Here is a 23308-nt window from a genome sequence, read left to right on the forward strand (position 1 = left end):
TCGCCGCTTCGGTCGTCCAGGCCTGTCACGCATCACCCGCTGCACGCTCGGCGCACCTCACAGGACGGCGTCCCCCGGTCTGACACCACCGCGTGCCCAGGTCTGAACGTGTTCCGGTCTGAATCGAGGTCCTCCTGCGTTCGCCGGGAACCCGCAAGGGAGGCGCGTGTCCCAGGGAGGCGCGTTCACCCGAGGAGAGGGCATGGCGACATCGACGTGGAAGCTGTCCGTTGCAGGTGCACTGGCTCTGGTCACCCTGGCGAGCACCGCAGGCGCGCAGGAGCGCGCACCGTCCACGTTGCCGCTGAAAGCGGTGCGGCTCTACGAGGTGGGGCTGGGGTACTTCGAGCGCACCGGGAAGCTGGGGAATCGGTCGGAGGTGGCGCTGCCCGTGCCAGCGACGCACCTGGACGATGCGCTGAAGACGCTGGTGGTGCTGGGTGAGGGGGGGAAGGCCACGGTGACGGGGGTGGAGTTCGCCAGCAGCGTGTCGCCATCGATGGGGCGCGCGCTGGCAGGGTTGCCCGAGGGGGAGGAACTCGTCACCTACCCGAAGCTCTTGCAGAGCCTGAAGGGCGCGTCGGTGGAGCTGCGGACCGGGCAAGAAACGCTGCGGGGGCGGTTGATCGATGTCGTCGAGCCGGCCCAGGCCGAGGTGGCGGAGTGCCAGCCGGCGCGGGCAGGGAGCGGGGAGCGGGCTTCCGGAAGGCCGGAGGCGGGAGGTGAGGCGGGGGCCGTCTCGGCGTGCGCGGCGGCGCGCCACCTGACCTTGCTGCTGCTGACCGATCGGGGGGAGGTGCGGCGGCTCCGGTCGGCGGAGGTCGTCGGGGTGAGGCCGACGGATCCAGCGTTCGCGGCGCGGCTGGGATCAGGGCTCGACGCGACGTCGCCGCAAGGAGGTGCCGCGCGACGGCCGCTGCGGGTGATGGCGTCGAGCACGGCGCCCGTGACGCTGGGGTACGTGGCGGAGACGCCGGTGTGGCGGTCGAGCTACCGGCTGCTGCTCGACGACGCGGGCGGCGGGGTGCTGCAAGGCTGGGCGCTGGTCCACAACGACACCGACGAGGCCTGGAAGCAGGTGCGGGTCGAGCTGGTCAACGGGCAGCCAGCGTCGTTCCTGTTCCCGCTCGCGGCGCCGCGCTACGGGCGGCGGGAGCTGGTGACGCCCGACGAAGCGCTCTCCACGGTGCCGCAGCTCCACGGGCGCACGGTGGACTCGATGTGGGGCGACGAGGAGTCCCACGGTGCGTCAGGGTTCGGCCTGACCGGCGTCGGGCATGGGGGCGGCGGGCGGGGGTACGGGATCGGGCTGGGCGGCGTGGGAACGATCGGGAAGGCGGTGGTCCACGGCGCGGGTGCCAGCACGGCGCTTTCCGTCGGGAACCTGGCGGCGATCGTGCAGGCCGACGGCGTGGAGTCGGGGGTGCTGTTTCGTTATGTGCTCCCCGAGCCGATCGATCTGCGGGCGCACGGGTCGGCGCTGGTGCCCTTCGTGCAGCGGGCGGTGAGCGCGCGCCGCATCGCGCATTTCGAGTCCCCGGGGGCCGCGGCGCGGAGCGCGGCGCGGCTGCGGAACGACACCGGCCAGACCTTGCCCGCAGGACCGATTGCGTTCTTCGCGGACGGGGGCTTCGCCGGGGAGGCGACGGTGGACCGGCTGATCCCGAACGATCGGCGTACGGTGGTCTTCGGCACGGACCTCGACGTCGAGCTGGAGAGGCACAAGGCCTCGTTCCGGGACGAGCCGCGCCTCGTCGTGTTCGAGCACGGGGCACTCGTGGAGCATTACGTGCGCTTTCACCGCGTGACGTACGCGATCATCAACAAGAGCCAGAGTCCGCGCACGGTGTTCGTGAACCTCGATTACGTCATGAATTCACGGGTGGAGGGCGCCGACGAGCTGGACTACGACAGCGAGTCGAGGAAGGCGATGGCCATCTTCCAGGTGGAAGCGAAGGCGCAGCCAGTCCGGGAGCTGAAGGTCGAGGAGGGGCTGCGGCGGTCGTATTCTGCACAGGAGTGGTCGTCGAAGCGCCTCGCCAGTCTGGCCGCCGTGACCACCCTGCCTGCAGGGCAACGGGCAGCCCTGCGCGCCGCAGCCGCGGAGATGCAGGTGGCCGAGCAGCGCCGTGACGCGCTGCCGAAGGTGCAGGAGAGCATCACCAGCGTGGTGACCGAGCTTCAGCGCCTCCGTGGCTATCTCTCGGCGGCGAAGGGTGACTCGGAAGGCGTCGAGCGGTTCACGAAGCGGATCCTCGCCACCGAGGATCGGCTCGCCTCGCTGCGTGCGCAGGCGGAGCAGCTGGTGAAAGAGCGGAAGCAGCGCGCGGCGCTGGCGGTCGCGTCGCTCAAGCAACTGACGGGAGCGGCCGCCGCACGATGATGGGCTCGCATGACGGCGCGAGGGTGGGAGAGGGGGGCGAGCCCAGCGACCCGATGAGCAACCCCTCGCGCCAAGGGATGCCGTGATGGGGTGAACGCGCGGGAGTCCAGTGTCGAGCTGCCTGCGGCGCACACAGAACGGGTCCAGGGGCTACTTCCCGGAGACGCCCGCGGGCGCGCCGGAGGCGCCTGGGAAGGCGCTCCGGATGTCGTCGACGCCGCGCTGGGGTCGGGCGAGCGGGGCGAGGTCGGCGCGGCTGCGGCGGCGCTCTTCGGTGGAGATCCCGGTGCGCTCATCCCGCCCGGCGACCAGATCGGCCGGAGCCTCTCCATCACGGTTGTACGACCAGGCGAGGAGCGGCAGGCCGACGGGCAAGGCGTTCGCCCTGGGATGACCGACGTGACCCGTGTCCCAGACATGCCAGGTCTTGCCGTAGCTGTTGAGCTTCTTCTCGAGCGCTTTCTTCTCTGCCACTTCCGGGATTCCCGGTAGCGTGAGCTGACCCGAAAGGATCTCGTAATTGTGCGGGTGCCAGCGGGGCTTCTCGTCCTCCGGGAGCCCTTCGAAGAGGCGCTCGGAGATGATGTATTCGATCCCGATCAGGTTCGCGCTGGCGACGGTGCCATCGAAGATCACGCATTGCGTGAACTCTTCATTGAGGTCCCGGCAGTAATGATGGGCCTCCATGTGCAGCGAGGTGTCGTCCTTCATGACGTGGAAGCCGTCGAGGTAATAATCCAGTGCGCGGACGGGGCTCAGGTCCTGGAGTGCCTCGGCCCCCTTCGCAAGGACCTTGGTGTCGGCCTTCTTCTCGGCGCCCTCTGGCGTCACCTGCGCTGGCGCTGGCTTGTTCTCGGTACACCCTGTGACACATGCGAGCGCTGTGACCAGGGCGGCGAGGTCCAAGCGAATGTCGGTTCGGGGGTGTGCCATCATCACTCTCTCCTGGGTTGGGCTGGGGGGATCGGGAAGGCGCCAGGCGTCCTTCCCGCGCATGGATCGAGGCTTCGGAAGTCAGGGGCGAACGCGCCACAGCCATCCGACATCGGACTCTGATCCCGACGGGCGCCCCGGTCGGGGGCTCCGCTCGCTGCGCGTGCCCCGGGTGAACAGCATGAGCAGCACGTACAGGACGGCCAGAAGCGCAATCCAGAGCCAGTGGATGACCATGCCGAGATGAGCGACTGCGAACGATTCGACCTCTCGATAGACGGGGAGCACGACGCGCGCGAACCGTGCCGACGTATGGCTCCAGGTGCTGAAGAGGCCTCGAGGGTGGCTCGCTATCGTGAATGCGACCCAGCTCAGGAAGAACAGCAGCGCACCAGCCGCCCACACGAACCATCCCTTCTTCAGCAGCGCACTCATCCCCCCTGCCCCCTTCCGCGGCCCCACCGCGCTTCAGCGGAGACGCCTGCGAAGCCCGATCAGACCCTGATGGAGCAAGCGACATGCCCCCGATAGGCCATCAGGCCCGGGCACGCGCAGCTCACATGAAGGGATGAGGACGTCGAGCTGCCGCCATGTAGTTGGTCCCCCAGGGAAACTCTGACAGAATCGCTGGTTGCGCACCGACGAAAGCCGTCCGAAGCGCATCGTAGTTTCAGGAGGAATCGAGATGGGCAGTACCAGGAGAGGAACCGGCGCACACCTCGCGTCGGCGCGGAGCCGACGATGCGCCGCCTTGTTCAGCAGCCTCGCAGGGCTCGCAGCCCTGGCGGGTGTGCCGCTCGAAGCGGAGGCCGCGCAGCTCGTCTCCTGCCCCCCAGGAGCGCAGAACATCCAGCTCCGGCCACTGATCTCGCTGCTCGACGATGGGAGCTACCTCGTCCCGACGGCGACGGTCGCGCAGGTGTTCCCTTCGGGGATCCCCTTCTTGAGCACGTTCAACACCTTCTACGTCAACGTGAATGGCAACCTGTCGTTCGGCAGCCCGGTCAGCACGTACACGCCGACGGCGATCCCGGGCCTCACCATCCCGACGATCGCGCCGTTCTTCGCCGATGTGGATCTGCGGCCGAACGTGGGGAGCCTGAGCTTGTGCGTCGACACCGCGGGCAAGCGCTTGATGGTGACCTGGGATTACGTCGGCTATTACAACCAGAAGGTCGACAAGCTGAATGCGTTTCAGGTCATCCTGACGAACAACGACGAGGAAGTGTGCCCGACGGCGGCGAATTTCGAGGTCGAGTTCCGGTACGAGCAGCTCCTCTGGACCACGGGAGATGCCAGCAATGGTTCGAACGGCCTCGGGGGAACGCCGGCCACCGCCGGCATCGACGCGGGTGACACCATCAATGCGGTGGCGCTCCCTGGGTCGGGGACGGGCTCGGTGCTCAACCTGGTCAACCTGACCAACGCCAACGACCCTGGCATCTTCCGCTTCCTGGTCGCCCAGGGGACCTTGCCCACGTGCGGCAACGGGACCCTCCAGCTCTGCGAGGAGTGCGATGACGGCAACTCGTCGAACAATGATGCCTGCACCAACCAGTGCCGGCACAATGTGTGCGGCGACGGCTACCTGAACCCGGGCGTGGAGGTCTGCGACGAGCTCGAGTTCGCGAACGGCGCCGACGTCTGTCCCAGCGGCTACACCGGGACGCCGCTGTGCAACAACGATCCCGACAACCCCGCCGGCGATGGTTCCTGCACGGTGGGCCAGCCGCCCGCTGGCTGCACCGACATCAACGAGTGCACCGACCCGGGTGCCAACGATTGCAGCCCTCTGGCCACCTGCACCAACACCCCGGGCAGCTACACCTGCACCTGTAACCCCGGCTATGCGGGGAACGGCGTCACCTGCAACGACATCGACGAATGCGCCGACCCGGGTGCCAACGATTGCAGCCCGCAGGCCACCTGCACCAACACCCCGGGCAGCTACACCTGCACCTGTAACCCTGGCTATGCCGGCAATGGCGTCACCTGCAACGACATCGACGAGTGCGCCGACCCGGGTGCCAACAATTGCAGCCCGCAGGCCACCTGCACCAACACCCCGGGCAGCTACACCTGCACCTGCCTTCCGGGCTACGTCGGCGATGGCGTCACGTGCACGGACATCGACGAATGCGCAGATCCGAGCACGAACGACTGCGATGGCAATGCGGTCTGCACCAACCTGCCAGGCAGCTATACCTGCACGTGCTTGCCCGGGTACACGGGCAATGGCTTCGTCTGCACCGACACGGACGAGTGCGCCGACCCGTCGACGAACACCTGCGACGAGAACGCCACCTGCGAGAACACGGTGGGTGGGTTCGAGTGCACGTGCAACGAGGGCTTCGAAGGCGACGGCACGGTCTGCGCCGACATCGACGAATGCCTCGATCCCACGGCGAACACCTGCGATGACGACGCGACCTGCGAGAACACGGTGGGTGGGTTCGAGTGCACGTGCAACGAGGGCTTCGAGGGCGACGGCACGGTCTGCACCGACATCGACGAGTGCGCCGATCCGACGACGAACACCTGCGACGAGAATGCCACATGCGAGAACGACGAGGGTGGCTTCACCTGCACCTGCAACGGGGGCTTCGAGGGCGATGGCACGGTCTGCACCGACATCGACGAGTGCGCCGATCCGTCGACGAACGACTGCGACGACAACGCCACCTGCGAGAACCATGAGGGTGGCTTCACCTGCACCTGCAACGAGGGCTTCGAGGGCGATGGCGTCACCTGCACGCCGGTGAACCCCGGGACCGGTGGCGGCGGTGGTGCCGGTGGCGGCGGTGGTGCCGGTGGTACCGGTGGCGCTGGCGGCGACGGAGCTGGCGGAGACGACAGCGCAGGCGGTGGAACGGCAGGTCCAGGCGGGGACGATGTGTACGCGGAAGGTGGGTGCTCTTGCTCCACGCCGGGCACGCCGTCGAGCGCACCGCCTGCCTCGCTGCTGCTCGTGGCAGGGGCAGCCGTCATCGGTGCCCGACTGCGAAGGCCACGCCGGGCACGGCGAGCCTGAACCAGGCGCCCGCGGCGCTCCCTTCGACACGAGCACGTCTCGGTGGGGTCGAAGGGAGCGTCCGGCGCGGATTTTCTTCCTCCGCGACGGCGCCTCGCTGGAGACACCAGCGGCCGTCTCGACTGCACGAGATTCCCTCTCGAGCGAGCAATTCGAGCGATGAGCGGCGATGTCGCGCTTCGACGCTCGTCTGGACGGAGCCATCGCGGCGTGGAGGGCACGCTCGGGTGGCGTCCCTCCACCGTTGACGGGACGCTCTTCACGGCCAGATTTGTCGCTGTCGCATCGACGTGCCGCGGTGAGCCGCACCGCAGCGGCCGGAGGAAGCATGTCCAGATCAGGAGATCAGCGTAAGGTTCGCTATGCCGTGGTGGGCGCCGGCAATCTCGCTCAGGTGGCCATCCTCCCGGCCTTCGAGAACGCGACGGAGAACTCCGAGCTCGTCGCGTTGATCACGGGCGACGAGGACAAGCGGGAGGCGCTCGGGGCGCGGCACGGTATCGAACTCATCGGGGACTACGAGGACTACGAGACCATCCTCGAGAGCGGGGAGGTCGACGCGGTGTACATCGCGCTGCCCAACAACCTGCACCGGGAGTACACCGAGCGTGCTGCCAGGTCGGGCGTGCACGTGCTCTGCGAGAAGCCGATGGCGATCGGGGTCGAGGACTGCGAGGCGATGATCAAGGCCACGGAGGCGGCCAAGGTCAGGTTGATGATCGCGTATCGCCTTCATTTCGAGGAGGCAAATCTCCGCGCCGTGGCGATCGCGCAGTCGGGGGAGATCGGTGAGGTGCGCGTCTTCAGCTCGGTGTTCACCCAGCAAGTGCGGGCCGACGACATCCGCACCCACAGCGAGCTGGGAGGAGGGGTGCTCTACGACATGGGCCCCTACTGCGTGAATGCCGCGCGCACCCTGTTCCGCGCCGAGCCGGAGGAGGTCTATGCCTACGCCCTGAAGGGGCGGGACGAGCGGTCACGCGATGTGGACGAGACGACCATGGCGGTGATGCGGTTCCCCGGGGATCGGATCGCGCAGTTCGTGGTGAGCCAAGGGCTCGCCGGAACCAGCGCCTACCGCATCGTCGGCACCAAGGGAGACCTGCGCGTGGAGCCGGCTTACGGGTACACGGAGGCGCTGGTTCATCACCTGACGGTCGGCGACGAGTCCACGGAGACGTCGTTCGAGAGGCGCGATCAGTTCGGGCCGCAGATCGTTTACTTCTCGCAATGCATCCTGGAGGGGAAAGAGCCCGAGCCCTCCGGCCACGAGGGGCTGGCCGACGTGCGCGTCTTCGAGGCCATCCTGCGCTCGGCCGAGACGGGTCGTCCCGTGAAGCTGCCGCCCTTCGAGCGGAGCCAGCGCCCGAGCATGGTGCAGGAGATCCACAAGCCCGCCATCGAACCGCCGGAGCCCGTCAAGGCCCCCTCCCCCTCGATGTGATCGTTCGTCGCGTCCTCGATGAGGAGCGCTCGGCCGCGAGCGCACGGCCCGCAGCGTCATCTCGCGCTCGGACGATCACGCCCCCTGGAACCTGGGAAAACCTCGACATGCGCGCGCCGTACAGGAGGCGCGCTGGTTGACATGTTCACGCGATCGTGCGATTCGCGCAGGCGCGAGTCGTGGTGAAATCAGGGAGCACGTGAGCGCAGAGGACGATAGCTTGCGCCGACGCGTCGAGGCGCGCATCGGCAAGCAGCTCAAGGAGAAGTGGCGGCTCGATACGGTGCTCGGTATCGGGGGCGTGGCCTGCGTGTACGCGGCGACCCACCGGAACGGTAGCCGGGCCGCCATCAAGGTCCTCGACCCGGAGCTGGCCGCGCTGAGCGAGGTGCGCGAGCGCTTCCTCCAGGAGGGATACGCGTCGAACGCGGTCGGCCACCCCGGGGCCGTGCTGGTGCTCGACGACGACACCACCGACGAGAACGAGGTCTACCTCGTGATGGAGCTCCTGGAGGGTCAGACCCTCGGGGAGCGGGCCGGGTCCCAGGGTGGCAAGCTCACCCCTGGTGAGGTGCTCGCCGCGGCCTCTGCCGTGCTCGACGTCCTGGCAGCGGCGCACCAGAAGGGGATCCTTCACCGCGACATCAAGCCGGACAACATCTTCCTGACCAACGATGGGGCGGTGAAGGTGCTGGATTTCGGGCTCGCCCGGGTCAAGGAGATGCCGCAGCGCCAGAAGCACAGGGGGACCCGCTTCGGCTACACCATGGGCACTCCTGGCTACATGGCCCCCGAGCAGGCGCGCGGGCAGTGGTTCCAGGTCGATGCGCGCAGCGATCTGTGGGCGCTCGGAGCGACGATGTTCTCGCTGCTGTCGGGCAAGCAGCTCCACGAGGACGAGGATGGTCACCCGAGCTTCCACCTCGCGGCCACACGGCCAGCGCCTTCGCTCGACGAGGTGGCCCCAGGGCTGCCACGACCCGTGGTGGACATCGTGGCCCGCGCGCTGGCGCCTTCGCCGGCCAACCGCTGGCAGAGCGCGCTGGAGATGCGGACAGCGATCGAGGAGGTGCTGAAGGACTCTCCCGACCATCCGCTGTGGCGTGCCGGCGCGCCGGCGTCGGTGCGGGTGCACCGGACCGCGACGCATGTGTCGCAGGTCGCGCGGACCACGGCAGCGCCCGTGCGCGTCTCGACGCCGCCCCGCTCGACCCTGTCGACGGTGAACAACACCCACGCGGTCGAGATCGCGAAGGATACGTACTGGGTCGGCAAGCGCGATCCGGGGGCGATCTTCCATGCGAACCCGTACCTGCGTGTCTACCGCGGGGCCGAAGGGACGCCGCCCCATCACCTGCTCATCGATCCCGGTTCGAGCTCCGACTACGCGGTGGTCTCCGCGAAGATCAACGCGCTGATCGGTGGGATGGGCCGGCTGTCGGCGATGTTCATCAACCACCAGGATCCCGATGTCGGGTCGTCGGCAGCGGCCATCAGCGCGCGGCATGCTCCCAAGGCCGCGATCATGTGCTCGGAGTCGACGTGGCGGCTCATCGTGCACCAGAACCTCCCGCGCGAGCGCTTCGTGGACACGGATCGCCATCCGGCCGGGATCACGCTGCACACCGGCCACAAGATCCTGCCCGTCCCCACGCCCTTCTGTCACTTCCGCGGAGCCGTGGCGCTCTACGATCCGGAGACCCGCGTGCTGTTCACGGGTGACCTGCTCGGTGGTCTGACGCCAGCGGGCGCCGAGGGGCTGTGGGCCGACGAGAGCGACTGGGGCGGGGTGCGGGCCTTCCATCAGATGTACATGCCCGCGAGCCGCGCGCTGGCCATGGCCGTGCGCAGCATTCGCCGGCTCGATCCGCCGGTGGAGATCATCGCCCCACAGCACGGCCGTCTCCTGCGTGGCGCGATGATGGTGAAGTTCCTGGAGCGCCTGGAGCGGCTCCCGGTCGGCCTCGACACGATCGACGAGGTGGGCGACGGGCCCGACGCGATGGCGGCGTGGACGAGCGTGCTGCGCCGGGTGCTCTACACGGCACGGCTGGTGATGGGAGACGAGGTCGATGCGCGGCTCGCAGAGGTGGAGGACCTGCGCGATACGGCGACGGTGACGGGGGACGAGGTGGAGGTCCGCGCCATGGGCCGCTGGACACTGGGAACCGTCGTGGAGGCGCTGACCCGGGGGGAGCCGCCCGAGGTAGTGAACCCCATCCAGCTCGAGGTGATCTACGCCTGCGAGCAGCTGGAGCTGCCGAGCCCCGCGCTCCGCATCGAGGGCGCCGAGGACGCTGGCGAGGCGATGCTGACGGGCGGCTGACGTCGCAGGGCGACGGGGGCAGCGCGCGGACGGGTCCCTCTCGGGCGACTACTCACAGACGACGTTCTGTACCTTCAAGGTCGAGGTACATTCCGCCGTCGTGTTGCACCCTGTCTCCACGCAGCGCCCCTGGTCGCAAGCGTAGTTGTCGGCGTCGAACAGCGACGGAGCGTTGGGCGCGACGCAATCCGCCGCTGCCTTGCAGGTCTGGTAACAGGCGCGGTACGTCTCGCCAGAGACCTGTTCACAGACGAAGTTCTGGCTGCCGAACGTGGCCGTACACTCCGCCGTCGTCTTGCAGCCCAGGTTCTCGCAGCGGCCCTGGTTGCAGGCGAAGTTGTCGGCGTCGAACAGGGGCGGCGCATTGGCCTCGACGCAATCGGCTGCCGTCGTACAGGTCTCGTAACAAGCGCGGTAGGACGACCCGGGCACCTGCGCACAGACGAAGTTCTGGCTGCCGAACGTGGCCGTACACTCTGCCGTCGTCTTGCAGCCGAGGTTCTCGCAGCGGCCCTGGTTGCAGGCGAAGTTGTCGGCGTCGAACAGAGGCGGCGCATTGGCCTCGACGCAATCGGTAGCGGTCGTGCAGGTCGAATAGCACATGGCCGTGACGCTGCCGTCATTGGAAGAGATGGGATCCGACGGGTCGCTGCTGGCCGAGCAGGCAGCAGCGAGGAGCAGGGCCGCCGATGTGCCCACGGACGACCATTGAATGGAGGATTGATGATTCACGCGCGTGAGTCTAATGCACGCGCGTGAGAAGGCACCCGGCGAGCGTGGTCGTTGCCCCTTTGATTCAAGGCGAGATGCGTTCAGAAAGGACGAGAGAGGTGACGGAACGAGTTCGACATCGCGCCGACCACCGGGGACGGGCGTCAGGGCGTGAAGGCGTTCGCGATGGCCATGGCCATATCGGATGAATTCGCCATCGCGTACGGGGAGGTCGGTTGGGAGCCACGTTCGCTCGCGACCTGCACATAATAGTATTCGCCCATTTCGAGGACACCAGGCGGAAGCCGGACCTGCGTCGAGGCGGTGAGGAGGGTCGCAACGATACGGCTCGTCCCCTCTCTGAGGAGCAAGCGCACCGTGAGCCGATACGTGGTCGGCTCACCCAGCTCCGGCGCGCTCCAGGAGATGGTCGGCGTCAGGCCGACGCCCGTGAGAGACGCGGTGGAGTCCTGGTCATTGATCCGAACATGGGTGGGCGGACCGAGCCGAGGCGCGAGGTCGAGCGATGACCAGTCATCTCTGTAATCGAAGCTCGAAGCGTAGCCGAAAAGCAGCTTCGGGCTGGCGAAGCCGGGCAGGCTCACGGAGAGATCATAGGACACGCTCGCCCCGACGAGGTGTCCCCAGCCATAGGGATCGCCGAACGCGAGATCGACGGTCCCGTCGCTCGGGTCCGTGGTGTACGCAGTCGCGAGGCTCGGGGTCAACGATCTGAGTCCAGGCGCCACCTCGGCGGTGACATCGGCGACGTGGGCGCTGACGGTGGCTTCCGGGTGAGCGGCTTCCGCGAGGGATGCAAATTGCGCTCGTTTCCAGTCCACCTGGTGAGGTTGCTGGGGCAGCTCTTCGAAGGTTCCCTCGATCGTCATCGCCTCTCCGTTCACCTGCGTGATGGATGCGGCTTTGAAGGCTCTGCGGGTGGAGATCACCTCGACGCCATCGCTGATGCTCAGGGCATTCTGGGTGAGGTGAGCTTCGTCCCCTTTGGTGCCCTCGACCAGATTCGGCACGAGGAAATAGGTGACGTCGGTCATGAGGTCGGCCACGGCGGTGGCGCCGATGTCCTCTTCGTAGAATCCCCAGTGTCCTAGCGTGCCAGACCCAGGCGAGTAGATCTGCACGTTGTCGCCTCCTTGTACGGGGTTCAGACCGGTCGCCGTGAGGAGCAGAGGCGTCTCACTCGTTGCGGAAACGGCGTCAGGCCTGCGCAGAAAGCGCGTTCCCAGGTCGAAGGAGCGGGCCGAGCCGACGAGGTACGTCGAGGAGCCGCCCGCGGGGGTGACCTCCAGATAGAGATCTCCCTCGGGGATGTCTTCTGCAACGAAGTTTCCTTCGCCGTCGATGGTGACAGGAATCGAGTCGAACCTCTCGCCGTCCCCCGGAACGAGCACGGCGAGGGTGAGGTCTGTTCTCGGCTGATGAATCTCTTGTCCATCATGCAGGTAGGTGTCGACTGCGGTCCCGGTGAGGGGCCCGGCTTCTTCAGGGGCAGGCCCTTCACTCTCCCCTCCGCACGCCGCAACGCCGAGTACGGCAGAGCCAAGGCAGAGGAGGCGAAGCGTCAACGCAGATCCAGAAAGCAATCGAGGGTAGGCCATGTGAAGCAACCTACCGCCGTCTCCTGGGCAGGAAACGGTGGAGCACGGCGCAGATCGTGCTTTCTCTGGTATGAGGCAGCGATCGCATGGCTCACGCGCACGAAGAACCGCCCGACTCTCCACGGGTGCGTGCGGCATCCCTGCTGCGACGTCACGGCTGGAACGCGACGTCTCCCCAGGTCCTCGAGGGCGGATTTTCGTACTGGTTCGATGGCGACGATGCCTGCGTGGCGTATGTCGACACCGGGGGAGCATGGGTCGCGGCTGGGGCACCGCTCGCCTCGACCGAGCGGCGCCTCGCCGTGACAGAGCACTTCATCGCAGCAGCTCGGGCCCAGGGCCGTCGGGCGTGCTTCTTCGCGACCGAGACGCGATTCGCTGGCGAGGTACCGCTGGTCTCGCTGCAGATGGGGGAGCAGCCCGTGTGGGACCCTGCGGCCTGGGAGGCGAAGAGTCTGCGCTCCAGCCGCAGCCTGCGTGAGCAGCTCCGACGCGCCCGTGCCAAAGGTGTGCGCGTCCGGCAAGTTTCCTCCACCGAGGTCGCCGATCCCGCGACGCCGCTGGGCCAGGGGGTCGCAGCGCTCGCCAGTCAGTGGCTGGAGGGGCGAGACATGGCGCCGATGGGCTTCCTGGTGCAGCTCGACCTGTCCACACTGCCCGAGGAGCGCCTCTGTCTCGTCGCCGAGCTCGACGGCGCGCTCGTCGGTCTGCTCGCAGCGGTGCCCGTGTACGCGCGCAATGGCTGGCTCATCGAGGATCTGCTCCGCAATTCCGGCGCTCCCAATGGAGCCATCGAGCTTCTGGTCGACGACGCCATGCGCAGGTTCTGCCGTGCAGGGAGCGAGTTCGCCACGCTCGGCCTCGCGCCGCTCTCGGGCGACGTGTCGCCGTGGCTCCGCGCCGCCCGCAAGCTCGGCTCGGGGCTATACGACTTTCACGGTCTGCACGCCTTCAAGGCGAAGCTGAGGCCCCACGCCTGGGTCCCCATCTTTCTTTCCTTCCCCCAGCAACAGAACAGCCTCCTGACCACGCTGGATGTGTTGCGCGCCTTCGCTCAGGGCGGCCTGGTGCGCTTCGGTTTGCTGACGCTGATCCGGGCGCCCGGCATCGTCATCCGCTTGATGGCGCTGCTGCTGGTTCCATGGACGGTGCTGCTCGCTCTGCCTCTGGCGAGGCCCTACTTCCCGACCCCTGGCGTGCGCTGGGCCTGGGTCGCCTTCGATGTGATGGTGGCCATCGGCCTCTTCTCGCTGATGCGACGTTTCCGCAGGTCGCTCGCCCTGCTGATCGCGTCGGCGGTGACCGGCGATGCGGTGCTCACCCTCGCGCAGGCGCTTCTCTGGAACATGGGTCGTGCGAGCGGGATGGTGGACGCCCTCGTCATCACGGTTGCGGTGGCGGCACCCTGGCTTGCTGCGCTGCTCCTGTGGCAAGCCATCCGCCGCGCGCGGCTCTGATGGAGTTGGAGCGCAGAGGAGCGCCGTCGTCACCCCCGCAGCTCAGCTCCGGTACGCCTCCATCATCGCCAGCGCCCCTCCACGACCGCATCGCTGAAGTTCAGCCAGACGCGCTGCCCTCCAGCCACCTGCTTCAGCCTCGCGTTCTCGACGCGGCTCCGGGGCACACCAAATGTGTGACCAGCAGGGCAAGCCAAAGTGCCGCTCGGCCCCGAGCCCCCCAGCCTCCATGCGTCGCTCGGGCAGCCTGCCGATGTGCAGACGCTCCCCACCTTCCAGCAGGCGTGAGGCAATGACTCGCTGCAGGAGCGATCATTCCAGGTCCCCTCGCCCGTCATCTCCGCGCAATGCTCAGCGCCCGCGTGGTTGTTGGGCTCTCCGGCATTCCAGGCACTGAAGGAGCCGCTCCACACGGCCTCCCAGAGTCCCTCTTCGTGAGCGTCGCTGAGATTCACCCAGACGGTCGGACCGCCATCGAGGGTCTGCTGCAGCTTGTCGTTTTCCCAGCCATTCCGGGGGGCGCGGAACACGTACCCAGCAGGACAGTCCGAGGCTCCCCAGGTCCCGGTGGTCGAGGAGATGACCCAGAAATCGTCGGGGCAGCCCAGCGGACCGCAGTCGACGCCCGACCTCTGACATGCGGTGTGGCGCGTCGCATTGCACGGGAGATCGTTCCACGTCCCGTTCGCGAGCACCGAAGCACAGTGCTCCCCGCCACCCGCATTGCTGGGCTCCCCGGCGCCCCAGCTCTGATACGGGGCAATCTGCCAGCGGCCTTCGACCTGGCGATCGGTGAAGTTGAGCCATACCGGGACGCCTCCGGCGCGCTCACGTAGCTTCTTGTTTTCGTAGCCGTTCACGGGCGGGACGAACTCGTACCCCTGCGGACACGCATCGAAGCCGCCGGACCATGCACCGGCGCCCGAGGTCACCATCCAGAAGTCGGAGGAGCAGGAGGCGGGGCTGCACATTGCACCGGAGCGCTTGCAAGCGAACCGGCGCGAACCGGTGCACGGGACGTCATTCCAGCGGCCATCAGCGCGCATTTCCGCGCAATCCTCGTTGCCTCCAGCGTCATTGGGTTCGCCCTCGCCGAAGCTCCAGATGGCCTGCTTCATCGTGTACGAGTAGTAGTCGTAGCCCTTTCCGGTGCGCCCAGGATCCGCCTCGACATGATCCACGGCGACGCTGAAGCCGCACTCCACGACACCTCGGACGTCGATGCGCTGGGTGAAGATCGAGGCGTCGTACGGGAAGGAGCAGAGCTCGAAGTGGTCGCAGATCTTCAGCTCTTCGAACTGCGTGAACCAGAAGGGCAAGGGCGTCGGGCTGCCGCTACCATTCGTGAGACGGGCGGAACCGCACGCATTTCCCCTGAACTGCGGAGCGAAATTCGCATCGTAGCCCGGAAGCTGGACGGCGTCGGCGCCCGCCTGATTGCCCGGCCTGAAGAACCAGTCGGACATGAGGCCTCCCATTCCATCGCCCAGGTTGAACCGGCTTCGGTCCTTGACGGCGATCATGATTCGCTTGCCCAGCATCGCGAGTTCTGCCGTCGTCGGCCAGCGTTCGGGGAAGAGGCTCTGCTTGTCGACGGGCCGGAAGATGAGATCCCCCGTGGTGAGGTGACCGGGAACGTTCACGCCGGGCCAGTAGTCTCGATCGAAGCGACGCAATAGCTCCGCGAAGAACTGCTGCTTGTTGTCGTCACCGTTGTCGAAGTAGTCCTCGAGCAGGATCAGGAGCACTTCGTTCTGATTCTCCGGTGCATTGATCCAGGTGGCGATCTCGTCCTCGATCGCGATGCTCCACTGGCTGAACGCTTCTCCCGCGTGACTGAAGCAAACCTTCCAGCCGAACGTGCAGTCGCCGAAGAGGGTCGGCGAGTCGTTGTCGTAGACGTCCAGCATCAGCGTGCGGACGCCCATGTCGAGCTGCTCTCTGATGCTCGCGTGCTGGTTTGCGCGTGCGTAGTACGACTGCCGGTCCCCGTCCTTTCGGTAGTTCGTACTGACATGCGAGTTGTGCGTGCCGATCCGCTGCCACTCATTCAGCGGAACATTCCGCTGGAGGTCGCGCTGCTGAATCCGAGCCACCCTGGCCGCCCAGGAGTCGCGCGGCGCGAGGGCCTGGCCGTCCGCGTCGAGGATGTCCTCGTCTCTCTCGGCACCGACCTCCTCGCTGTCCACCTCCACAGGCGCGCCGAGACACCCTCCAGCCAGAACCGCGAAGAGCGCGCCGAGAAAGCCTCCGCGCAGAGACGCCGCGCTTCCGCCCATGCCCTCGCAGGAGCGGCCAATCAACGCATCGAGCACCATGGGAGACCTCCAGCAGCTGCATGCAGATGCAGCGTCAGTCCGAGCCGCTGACGAGGGTCGAGTCGAGACGGCAGCTACCCCCTCTCCAACCGCGTCGAGGCGCAGCACAGTTCTCGGTTTCGTCGTCAGCTGTCAAGGGAAGGCTGGCCTGTCCAGGCGTCGCAGCGAGGGCTGGATGGACGTCCTCATCACGAAGGCGCGCACCTTCACCGAGGAGCGTAAGACGAGGTCACCGAGGGGTGTGGAGACGAGGCGTCGCGTCGAGCTGCCATCGAGGACGCCGAGCCGTCCTTCGCTCTAGCGCCGCCGGATCCGGACGAAGTCTTGGGAACACGTGAGCCGGCACCTGTCCGAGGGATCGGCGAAGTGGCGCTGCACGTAGTCTCTCACTTCCTGATAAGGAGGCGGCTCGTCCAGGGGGATCAGGTTGACGATGAACTCGGCGATCGTTATGGCGGTCCCGACATCGGGCGTCTCGATCAAGGACGGGAGCGTCTCCAGCCGGACCGAGTAGTCCGCACCATCCGGCTCACCGTGAACGAGTTGGACGAGTTCGCCAATATCGATCCGCTGTCCGCTGAAATGGTGCACCATCTCCATGCAATCACTTCGTGGGTTCTGCAGGATGAGAACCATCTCCCCACCGTCCGACAGCCAGCCGAGCATCCGACGCAAGTGCGTCGCCCAGCGATCCGCAGGAACATAGTAGAAGCTATGAGAGCAAAGGACGAAGTCTGCGCGCACGCCCGGCTCTGCATTCATGATGGTATCCGGGATGATTCTGGCCGTGGGGCACGCCTGCGCGAGCTGCTCTCGCATGTGTGGACTGGGTTCAATCGCGATGGTCTGCTCGAAGCTCTCCGTGAACCACCGCGTGATGCGGCCACTCCCAGCACCGACGTCCAGAAAGACGTGGTGCTCGGGGAGCTGGGCGACCACGTCGGTCAGGTGGACGCGAGCCACGTCCTTCTGATCGGTATGCGCGAGGAACAAGGAGAATGCGCGCCGGTATTCCTCTCCAATGGGGTCCAGCAGCGCAATGGTCGTTTCTTCTCTCCGGCCGTCCTGAATCGACGCGCCCGCCACAAGCCGATCCCGTTCCGCACGCCGCGAGCTGTCGATCGTTGCCATGTCCCCCCTTTGCGTCGAGCGTGCCGGCTCGATGCTCATTGCGCGGTAGCCTGAGCAGCGAGGGAGGATCGCGCAAATGCGATTCCAGGATCTCCTGCGAGGTGCCCTGTCCGCGTCACAACCCCTTGTCGAGGAGGGCATCCACGAGGAGCACCGGCGCCCGTCGACGCCGTTTCATGCCCGTCGAGGCGGCGCGATGACGAGGACCTGAGCCGCCCTCGGGAGCTGCGTTCGAGTTCCGCTGCCGCTCGCCCTTTACCCAGGGCAAACTCGGTTCAGCCTCGCCTCGAAATCAACCAGGGGGCCTGGTCATGAATCGCTGGGGCGGCCAGCGATCTCGACGTGGTACCGAAGGTGGGACTCGAACCCACAAACCCTTTCGGATAGCGGATTTTGAATCCGCCGCGTTTGCCATTCCGCCACTTCGGCTTGCACTGCTGCGCAGGTCCTGGCTGGAGCCGGGGCCTTTGCACGCTGCACCCTAGTCCAAGCGATGGCCTGCTTGCAACCATCGGTCGAGTGGAGGCGGAATCCGGCGGGCCGAGGTCATCCGCCCGAGAGCTCTCGTCGGGTCGCCAGGGCTTCTTCATAAGCCCAGCGCGCTCGCATGAAGGCTGCAGAATCACCGCCTTGATCAGGGTGAGTGACCAGGGCGAGGCGGCGGAAGGCTCGCTTGATCTCGGCCAGGGGAGCCGTCGGCGCGAGGCCGAGCAGGGTGAACGGGCTCGTCCGGGAAGGGATGCCGGGTGGTCGATCGGGACGGCGCCGCTGCTGGGACTGGCCAGGCGGAGGCTGTTCGGGGCGGGGGCGCTTGGGCTTCTTGCTGGGAAAAGGCGGGAGGCCAGCCTGAAGGCGGACCCATGCGCCGGCCCAGAGGGGTTCGATGTCGTCGAGGGGGCGGCCAGCAGCACGCTCGGCGGCCCGTCGGGCCTCTTCCAGGGTTCGGGCGCCGCCAGCAAAGGCATCGGGCTTCCGGAATGGCTCGCGTGTAGGTGCCCCCGTCCACCACGCACACCAGAGATAGCGGCGGCGCTTGGTGGTGGTGATCGAGAGGTGTCCGGGCGGGAGGCTCGTCATGCTGTCAGCGAGGCGTACGGAGAGGGCTCGGCAGCGCGAGCATAGCGCCCGTCAGGCCCCGAACGCGCCCATGAACAGAGATCAGCGCTGCCGTCGCGGCGGATCGGCGAGCGTCAGACTGCTGACGACGAGGACGCTGGCTCAAGCGCCTGCGGTGACGGGTGCCGGAGGAGGAGCCGGGTGTCCTTCCAGCACCAGATAAACTCCGCCACTGAAAGGAATGCCCAGCTTGATGCGCCAGCCCTCGTGGAGCAACGCGGGCAGGGCGTGGCCGTCGTAGCGGGGATCCTGCTGCTGAGGATCACCGTCGAGGAGGTGGGACGAGCTGCCCGTGACCTTGACGACCCGCTCCCCCGCCACCGCGTTTGCCATCCCGACGGTCGACATCTGCATCATCTGCTCTCTCATGGGCTCCTCCCAGCGAACCTAATCGCCAGAGGGGCAAGCGGTAGCGGGGCCTCCCCCGGATGGCGTTCAGCCACGGCCGTTCGAGCGCCCGCTCTTCAGCGACCCGATGCGGTTGCTGGGACCCGACGCCGGTTCTGGCCGTCACTCCGTGCCTGCGAGCCGAACAGGAACATTGCGCTCACAACAGAAACAATCAACTAGTGTTGAGTGACACTTGACGCTTTTCAGCGCGCTCTCTAGCGCTGGAGACATGTCCCCATGGCCCTTCATGGCCCCCTGGCCTTCGGTGAGTGCCCGCCTCGACACCTTCCGGCGGGACCTGTCGACCGTGGCGAACGATGTCCTCGGTCGACCAAGAACCTCCTTTGAATGGCGCGTCCCGCTGGCTCGACATCTGGCGATGGGGCTGCCACGACGAGCGCTCCTGACGCCCCGCACGGTCCGGATCGAGCGCGTGATCCGTGAAACGGAAGAGGCCGTGACGCTGCACCTGGTGGATCCAGAGGGGTCCCCGTTCGTTTTCCTTCCAGGACAGTTCCTGACGCTCCTCGTCGAGCTCGAGGGGGAGACGCTGCGGCGGGCTTACTCCATCTGCTCAGGACTCGACGAACCGACGGGAGGGGTCGCCGTCACTGTGAAGCGGGTCCCGAACGGGCGTGTGTCGAGCCTCCTCGTTACCCAGGCGCGTCCAGGAGATCTGCTGGGTGTCCTGGGCCCTTCGGGGAACTTCACCGTATCTCCGGACGCGGCGCGGCGTCGGGACCTGGTCTTGATCGGCGGAGGGAGCGGTATCACGCCGCTGTTCTCCATGGCGCAGAGCGTTCTCGCGCGAGAGCCAGCGAGCACGGTGCGGCTGCTCTTCGCCAATCGCTCCTGGGATGAGATCATTTTCCGCGCTGCGCTCGAGTCGCTCGAGGAGACGTACTCCGGCCGGTTCACGGTGCGTCACGTGCTGGAGTCTGCTCCCGAGGGGTGGCAGGGCGGGCTCGGGCGGCTGGACGTCGAAGGATGCACAGCGGAGCTGGAGGGGCTCGCAGGAGCGATCGACGAGACGCTGGAGCCGCCAGAGTTCTTCGTCTGCGGGCCGGAAGGACTGATGGCGGTGGTCCGAGACGCGCTGCGCGCCCTCCGTGTACCAGCCTCCCGGATCCACGAGGAGCGCTTCGCCTCTCCCGGTCAGCTCACGTCACCCGCCTCATCCAGCTCACCAGGCCAGAGCGCAGGCTCCACCACGGCGAGCGCCCCTCAGCCACTCACCCTGGGCGGGCGTGGGCAAGGGCGGACGGTGGTCGCAAGCGCAGGACAGACCCTCCTCGAAGCAGGACTCGGCGCAGGCGTCGCGATGCCTTTCTCGTGCGCCGTGGGAGGTTGCGGCGCGTGCAAGGTGAGGCTCGTGCTCGGAAGCGTGGAGATGGAGGAGCCGAATTGCTTGAGCTCGGAAGAGCGAGCGCGTGGGTTCGTTCTCGCCTGTGCGTCGAGGGCGACGAGCGCCGTCACGGTCGAGGTGCCGTGATGGACACGACGGTCGAGGACACGCTGGACCGGCAGCGCTTCCCCTACAAGATGAAGGACCTCTGCGAGAAGACGGGGCTGCCCCGACAGGTGGTCCACTTCTACATCCAGCAAGGGCTGGTGCCCGAGGGGCACAAGACAGGCCGCAACATGGCCTACTACGGAGACGAGCACGTCGAACGGATCCTCTTCGTGCGGAAGCTCCAGCACGAACGCTTCCTGCCCTTGAAGGCGATACGGGCGATCCTCGAGCAGCGAGACGAGGAGTTCAGCGAGGCGCAGCTCTCGCTCCTGCGCGACGTGCAAGCCCACCTGGGACCGGCGCTGCAGCCACGGAAAGAGACGCTGGCCACGGAGGACGCGGGCGAACTGCTCGATAGGCTCGGGCTGGAGTCCGAGGATCTGGAGGGGATGGTGGAGGTCGGGCTCCTGGCCACGGTCACAGCGGCTGACGGGCGGACGTTGATCGCGCACGACGACGCCTGGCTCCTGGAAATGTGGGCTGACCTCCGACGGGCAGGGTTCACGCGAGCGCTGGGGTTCCAGACGCGCGATCTCGCCTTCTACGAGGCTGCAGTCACCGCGATGGTTCGGGAAGAGATGCAGCTCCTCGTCTCCAGGCTGGCGCATCTCCCGGCTGCGCGCGTGGCCTCACTGGTCGAGCTGGCCCTGCCCCGGATCAACGCTTTCATCGCGCGATACCACATCGCACGCGCTCGGAACGCCCTCCCCACGCTCTGAGGACCGCCATGATCGACACCGCACGCCTGACGAATCTCCTCCCTCCCAGAATGCGCAGTCAGCTCGACGCTTACCTGGAAGCGCTCGATCTTCTCCTCCACATCCGAGACCCGCGCGTCCTCGCAGCGCTCGGGCCTTCGGGGGTGAGAGGGATCTTCCTGCATCGGGGGAAGCAAGGAGTCCCCACGCAGATGGCCGCCTCGCACAGCGCTCACTTCGACTGGCGCTACCCGAGCGATCAACCAGAGATGGCGGATCTGTACCGACGCGCCAAGGAGGGACAGTGGAACGGTGACACGCTGCCCTGGAACATCGATGTGGATCCGATGAACCCCGAGGTGCCTTTGCTGCCCGAAGAGTTCCTCGATCTGCACCTGCTCGAGGAGTACGGCGTCAAGGTCTCCGAGAAAGAAAAGCGGGAGGTCCAGTATTCGATGACCGTCTGGCTGCTCAGCCAGTTCCTTCACGGTGAACAGGGCGCGCTGTTCGCCGCAGCTCAGGTGACCGAAGCCGTGCAGTTCTTCGACGGGAAACTCTACGGCGCGACCCAGGTGATGGATGAGGGTCGTCACGTCGAGGTCTTCAACCGCTACCTCGATACCAAGATGAACAAGCTCTACCAGATCAACGACAACCTGTTCGTGATCATCGATTCCCTCATGACCGACAGCCGCTGGGACATGAAGTTTCTCGGTATGCAGATCATGGTGGAGGGGCTCGCGCTCGGGGCCTTCGGCACCCTGTACCGTCAGACGAAAGAGCCTCTCCTGAAGGAACTCTTGAAGATGGTGATCCAGGATGAAGCACGCCACGTTCACTACGGTGTGTGTGCGCTGCGCGAGCATTTCACGAAGCACCTGACGGAGCGTGAGCGACACGAGCGTGAGGACTGGGCGTTCGAGGTCGCACTGCTCATGCGCAACCGGTTCGCCGCCTACGAGCTCTTCGAGGAGCACTTCGAGGGACGCCTGTCCCGCGCGAACTGGCGCGCGTTCGTGAGCAAGACCCCTGGGATGACGCACTTCCGTACGATCATGTTCTCGCGCCTCGTGCCCAACCTGCGAGAGATCGGGCTGCTCACACCGCGCGTGATGCCACGTTACGAAGAGGCTGGGCTGATGCGGTACTTCGAAGGGGCTGCGGCTGACAAACTCACCGCCGCGCAACTCCTGTCGTGAAGGGCTCGCACGCTCGCACCCACCGGGGTCCAGGGTAGGAGCAAAGTCACGACCAGGCCGCGGCAGGATCTCGATCCTGACGCGAAGACGAGCGATGCTGCCACCAGGTGGCGTCCCGCGTCCTGTGGCACGCCCAGGAGCGCGAGGATGCAAGCGGAGTTCTGGTTCGACTCTTGGGAACGCGGCGGGTTTCACACCTCCTTCCATCGCAGGGACATCCACCCTTTCGTCGAGACACACACACCCGGTGAGCGCTTCGTAGGGTCTCGCGTGCTCGTGCCGCTCTGCGGCAAGACCAACGACATGCTCTATTACCGGCAGTTCGCCCGGCACGTGATCGGGGTCGAGCTCGTCGAGAAGGCCATCCTGCAGTTCTTCGAGGACAACGGGCTGGACTACGTACAAAACGGTAGCCGGTTCGAGAGCGATCGCCTCACCATCCTGTGCGCCGACTTCATGGACCTCACCCCCGAGGATGTGGGTCCCATCGACCTCGTGTACGATCGCGCCGCACTCGTCGCGATGCCGCTCGAGATGCGTCTGAACTACATTCGCGCGGTCGACCGGCTGACCCCCGTGGGCGCCCAGCAGCTCCTGAACACGATCGAATACGATCCCGTTCTCCCGTCAGCCCCCTTTTCGATCGCTCCCGAAGAGGTCGCTGCCTACTACGCGGACGCCTACGACGTCGACCACCTCGAAGCCGTCGTCATCCCCCAGCACGGGATGGTGCGTCGCTGGGGACTTCGGTTCCTCATCGAGCACGGCTTCATGCTGAAGAAGCGCCAGAACATCCGCCCGGAGCTGCTCGACCCGCACCTGCACATGGCGGTCGGTGACATGGTCCGCGCTCGCAACCGGCGGCTCCTCGAGCTGGTGGAGGGCGCAGGCCTCTGGCCCAAGGGGTGCGAGGGAGCACACCCAGGCGTCGCCTGATCGCTGCGCCACCGAACGGGCCGACGGCTGTGCTGCACGCGCTGGACGGCTGCACGTTGCCGCGCGGCGCAGCACCTCCGAGAAGGTGCGCACAACACACAGC

17 protein-coding genes and 1 tRNA gene are annotated in these 23308 nt (G+C 66.7%); 9 read left to right on the plus strand and 9 right to left on the minus strand.

The genetic code is table 11. The annotated features are described in order from the left end of the window. Positions 1-202 precede the first annotated feature (202 nt). Positions 203-2383 (plus strand): hypothetical protein, encoded by a 2181-nt coding sequence (locus CMC5_RS40695; protein WP_050435464.1) that lies wholly within the window; start codon positions 203-205, stop codon positions 2381-2383. 150 nt (positions 2384-2533) lie between these two features. On the opposite strand, the gene CMC5_RS40700 is transcribed toward CMC5_RS40695, so the two are convergent. Continuing rightward, positions 2534-3319, minus strand: a complete 786-nt coding sequence (locus tag CMC5_RS40700; protein ID WP_245678168.1) for an OBAP family protein — start codon at positions 3317-3319, stop codon at positions 2534-2536. Between the two features lie 78 nt (positions 3320-3397). Then, a complete protein-coding gene (locus tag CMC5_RS40705; RefSeq protein WP_050435465.1) occupies positions 3398-3751 on the minus strand; it encodes a hypothetical protein in 354 nt (117 codons plus the stop codon). Between the two features lie 316 nt (positions 3752-4067). Between CMC5_RS40705 and CMC5_RS40710 the strand changes: the two genes are divergently transcribed. From CMC5_RS40710 to CMC5_RS43775, 3 genes are all read left to right on the plus strand, one after another. Then, positions 4068-6347, plus strand: a complete 2280-nt coding sequence (locus tag CMC5_RS40710) for an EGF domain-containing protein (protein ID WP_050435466.1) — start codon at positions 4068-4070, stop codon at positions 6345-6347. Between the two features lie 328 nt (positions 6348-6675). Beyond that, the gene (locus tag CMC5_RS40715) at positions 6676-7791 is read left to right on the plus strand and encodes a Gfo/Idh/MocA family protein (RefSeq protein WP_050435467.1); all 1116 of its coding nucleotides are present in this window, start codon (positions 6676-6678) and stop codon (positions 7789-7791) included. 220 nt (positions 7792-8011) lie between these two features. Then, positions 8012-10117 (plus strand): oxygen-binding di-iron domain-containing protein, encoded by a 2106-nt coding sequence (locus CMC5_RS43775; RefSeq protein ID WP_156339252.1) that lies wholly within the window; start codon positions 8012-8014, stop codon positions 10115-10117. Between the two features lie 48 nt (positions 10118-10165). On the opposite strand, the gene CMC5_RS40725 is transcribed toward CMC5_RS43775, so the two are convergent. Further along, positions 10166-10849 carry a DUF7478 domain-containing protein gene (locus CMC5_RS40725; RefSeq protein WP_156339253.1) on the minus strand — a complete coding sequence of 228 codons (684 nt, stop codon included), beginning with the start codon at positions 10847-10849 and terminating at the stop codon, positions 10166-10168. 143 nt (positions 10850-10992) lie between these two features. Then, positions 10993-12447, minus strand: a complete 1455-nt coding sequence (locus CMC5_RS40730; protein ID WP_156339254.1) for a hypothetical protein — start codon at positions 12445-12447, stop codon at positions 10993-10995. Between the two features lie 86 nt (positions 12448-12533). On the opposite strand from CMC5_RS40730, the gene CMC5_RS40735 reads away from it, so the two are divergent. Beyond that, positions 12534-13904 (plus strand): DUF2156 domain-containing protein, encoded by a 1371-nt coding sequence (locus tag CMC5_RS40735; protein WP_050435471.1) that lies wholly within the window; start codon positions 12534-12536, stop codon positions 13902-13904. Positions 13905-13966: 62 nt separating this feature from the next. Here CMC5_RS40735 and CMC5_RS40740 read toward each other — a convergent pair whose 3' ends face one another. The 5 genes from CMC5_RS40740 to CMC5_RS40760 all read right to left on the minus strand — a co-directional run bounded on the left by CMC5_RS40740 (position 13967) and on the right by CMC5_RS40760 (position 18838). Further along, positions 13967-16222 (minus strand): lectin-like protein, encoded by a 2256-nt coding sequence (locus CMC5_RS40740; protein ID WP_063796443.1) that lies wholly within the window; start codon positions 16220-16222, stop codon positions 13967-13969. A gap of 297 nt (positions 16223-16519) precedes the next feature. Then, positions 16520-17353, minus strand: a complete 834-nt coding sequence (locus CMC5_RS40745; protein WP_218920211.1) for a class I SAM-dependent methyltransferase — start codon at positions 17351-17353, stop codon at positions 16520-16522. Between the two features lie 343 nt (positions 17354-17696). Further along, a tRNA-Leu gene (locus CMC5_RS40750) sits at positions 17697-17782 on the minus strand. Positions 17783-17899: 117 nt separating this feature from the next. Then, on the minus strand, positions 17900-18430 hold the full coding sequence (locus tag CMC5_RS40755) for a J domain-containing protein (protein WP_050435474.1): 531 nt from the start codon (positions 18428-18430) through the stop codon (positions 17900-17902). A 141-nt stretch (positions 18431-18571) separates the two neighbouring features. After that, positions 18572-18838 carry a hypothetical protein gene (locus tag CMC5_RS40760; RefSeq protein ID WP_156339255.1) on the minus strand — a complete coding sequence of 89 codons (267 nt, stop codon included), beginning with the start codon at positions 18836-18838 and terminating at the stop codon, positions 18572-18574. Positions 18839-19292: 454 nt separating this feature from the next. Between CMC5_RS40760 and CMC5_RS40765 the strand changes: the two genes are divergently transcribed. The 4 genes from CMC5_RS40765 to CMC5_RS40780 all read left to right on the plus strand — a co-directional run bounded on the left by CMC5_RS40765 (position 19293) and on the right by CMC5_RS40780 (position 23205). Beyond that, positions 19293-20351, plus strand: a complete 1059-nt coding sequence (locus CMC5_RS40765; protein WP_169796813.1) for a ferredoxin--NADP reductase — start codon at positions 19293-19295, stop codon at positions 20349-20351. Continuing rightward, entirely contained in the window at positions 20351-21091 is a 741-nt protein-coding gene (locus CMC5_RS40770; protein WP_050435477.1) for a MerR family transcriptional regulator, read from the plus strand. Before CMC5_RS40765 ends, CMC5_RS40770 begins: the two co-directional genes overlap by 1 nt. 8 nt (positions 21092-21099) lie before the next feature. After that, the gene (locus tag CMC5_RS40775; RefSeq protein WP_245678169.1) at positions 21100-22269 is read left to right on the plus strand and encodes a ferritin-like domain-containing protein; all 1170 of its coding nucleotides are present in this window, start codon (positions 21100-21102) and stop codon (positions 22267-22269) included. 147 nt (positions 22270-22416) lie between these two features. Next, positions 22417-23205 carry a class I SAM-dependent methyltransferase gene (locus tag CMC5_RS40780; protein WP_063796444.1) on the plus strand — a complete coding sequence of 263 codons (789 nt, stop codon included), beginning with the start codon at positions 22417-22419 and terminating at the stop codon, positions 23203-23205. The last annotated feature ends 103 nt before the right edge of the window (positions 23206-23308 follow it).

The sequence above is a fragment of the Chondromyces crocatus genome, assembly GCF_001189295.1.
GTDB classification, from domain to species: Bacteria; Myxococcota_A; Polyangia; order Polyangiales; family Polyangiaceae; genus Chondromyces; species Chondromyces crocatus.

Coding starts and splice junctions, on each gene's coding strand:
- CMC5_RS40755 (WP_050435474.1), bottom strand. CDS start 18,430: ATGACGAGCCTCCCGCCCGGACACCTCTCGATCACCACCACCAAGCGC.
- CMC5_RS40770 (WP_050435477.1), top strand. CDS start 20,351: ATGGACACGACGGTCGAGGACACGCTGGACCGGCAGCGCTTCCCCTAC.
- CMC5_RS40700 (WP_245678168.1), bottom strand. CDS start 3,319: ATGATGGCACACCCCCGAACCGACATTCGCTTGGACCTCGCCGCCCTG.
- CMC5_RS40715 (WP_050435467.1), top strand. CDS start 6,676: ATGTCCAGATCAGGAGATCAGCGTAAGGTTCGCTATGCCGTGGTGGGC.
- CMC5_RS40775 (WP_245678169.1), top strand. CDS start 21,100: ATGATCGACACCGCACGCCTGACGAATCTCCTCCCTCCCAGAATGCGC.
- CMC5_RS40780 (WP_063796444.1), top strand. CDS start 22,417: ATGCAAGCGGAGTTCTGGTTCGACTCTTGGGAACGCGGCGGGTTTCAC.
- CMC5_RS40760 (WP_156339255.1), bottom strand. CDS start 18,838: ATGAGAGAGCAGATGATGCAGATGTCGACCGTCGGGATGGCAAACGCG.
- CMC5_RS40740 (WP_063796443.1), bottom strand. CDS start 16,222: ATGGTGCTCGATGCGTTGATTGGCCGCTCCTGCGAGGGCATGGGCGGA.
- CMC5_RS40695 (WP_050435464.1), top strand. CDS start 203: ATGGCGACATCGACGTGGAAGCTGTCCGTTGCAGGTGCACTGGCTCTG.
- CMC5_RS40735 (WP_050435471.1), top strand. CDS start 12,534: ATGGCTCACGCGCACGAAGAACCGCCCGACTCTCCACGGGTGCGTGCG.
- CMC5_RS40730 (WP_156339254.1), bottom strand. CDS start 12,447: ATGGCCTACCCTCGATTGCTTTCTGGATCTGCGTTGACGCTTCGCCTC.
- CMC5_RS40745 (WP_218920211.1), bottom strand. CDS start 17,353: ATGGCAACGATCGACAGCTCGCGGCGTGCGGAACGGGATCGGCTTGTG.
- CMC5_RS40705 (WP_050435465.1), bottom strand. CDS start 3,751: ATGAGTGCGCTGCTGAAGAAGGGATGGTTCGTGTGGGCGGCTGGTGCG.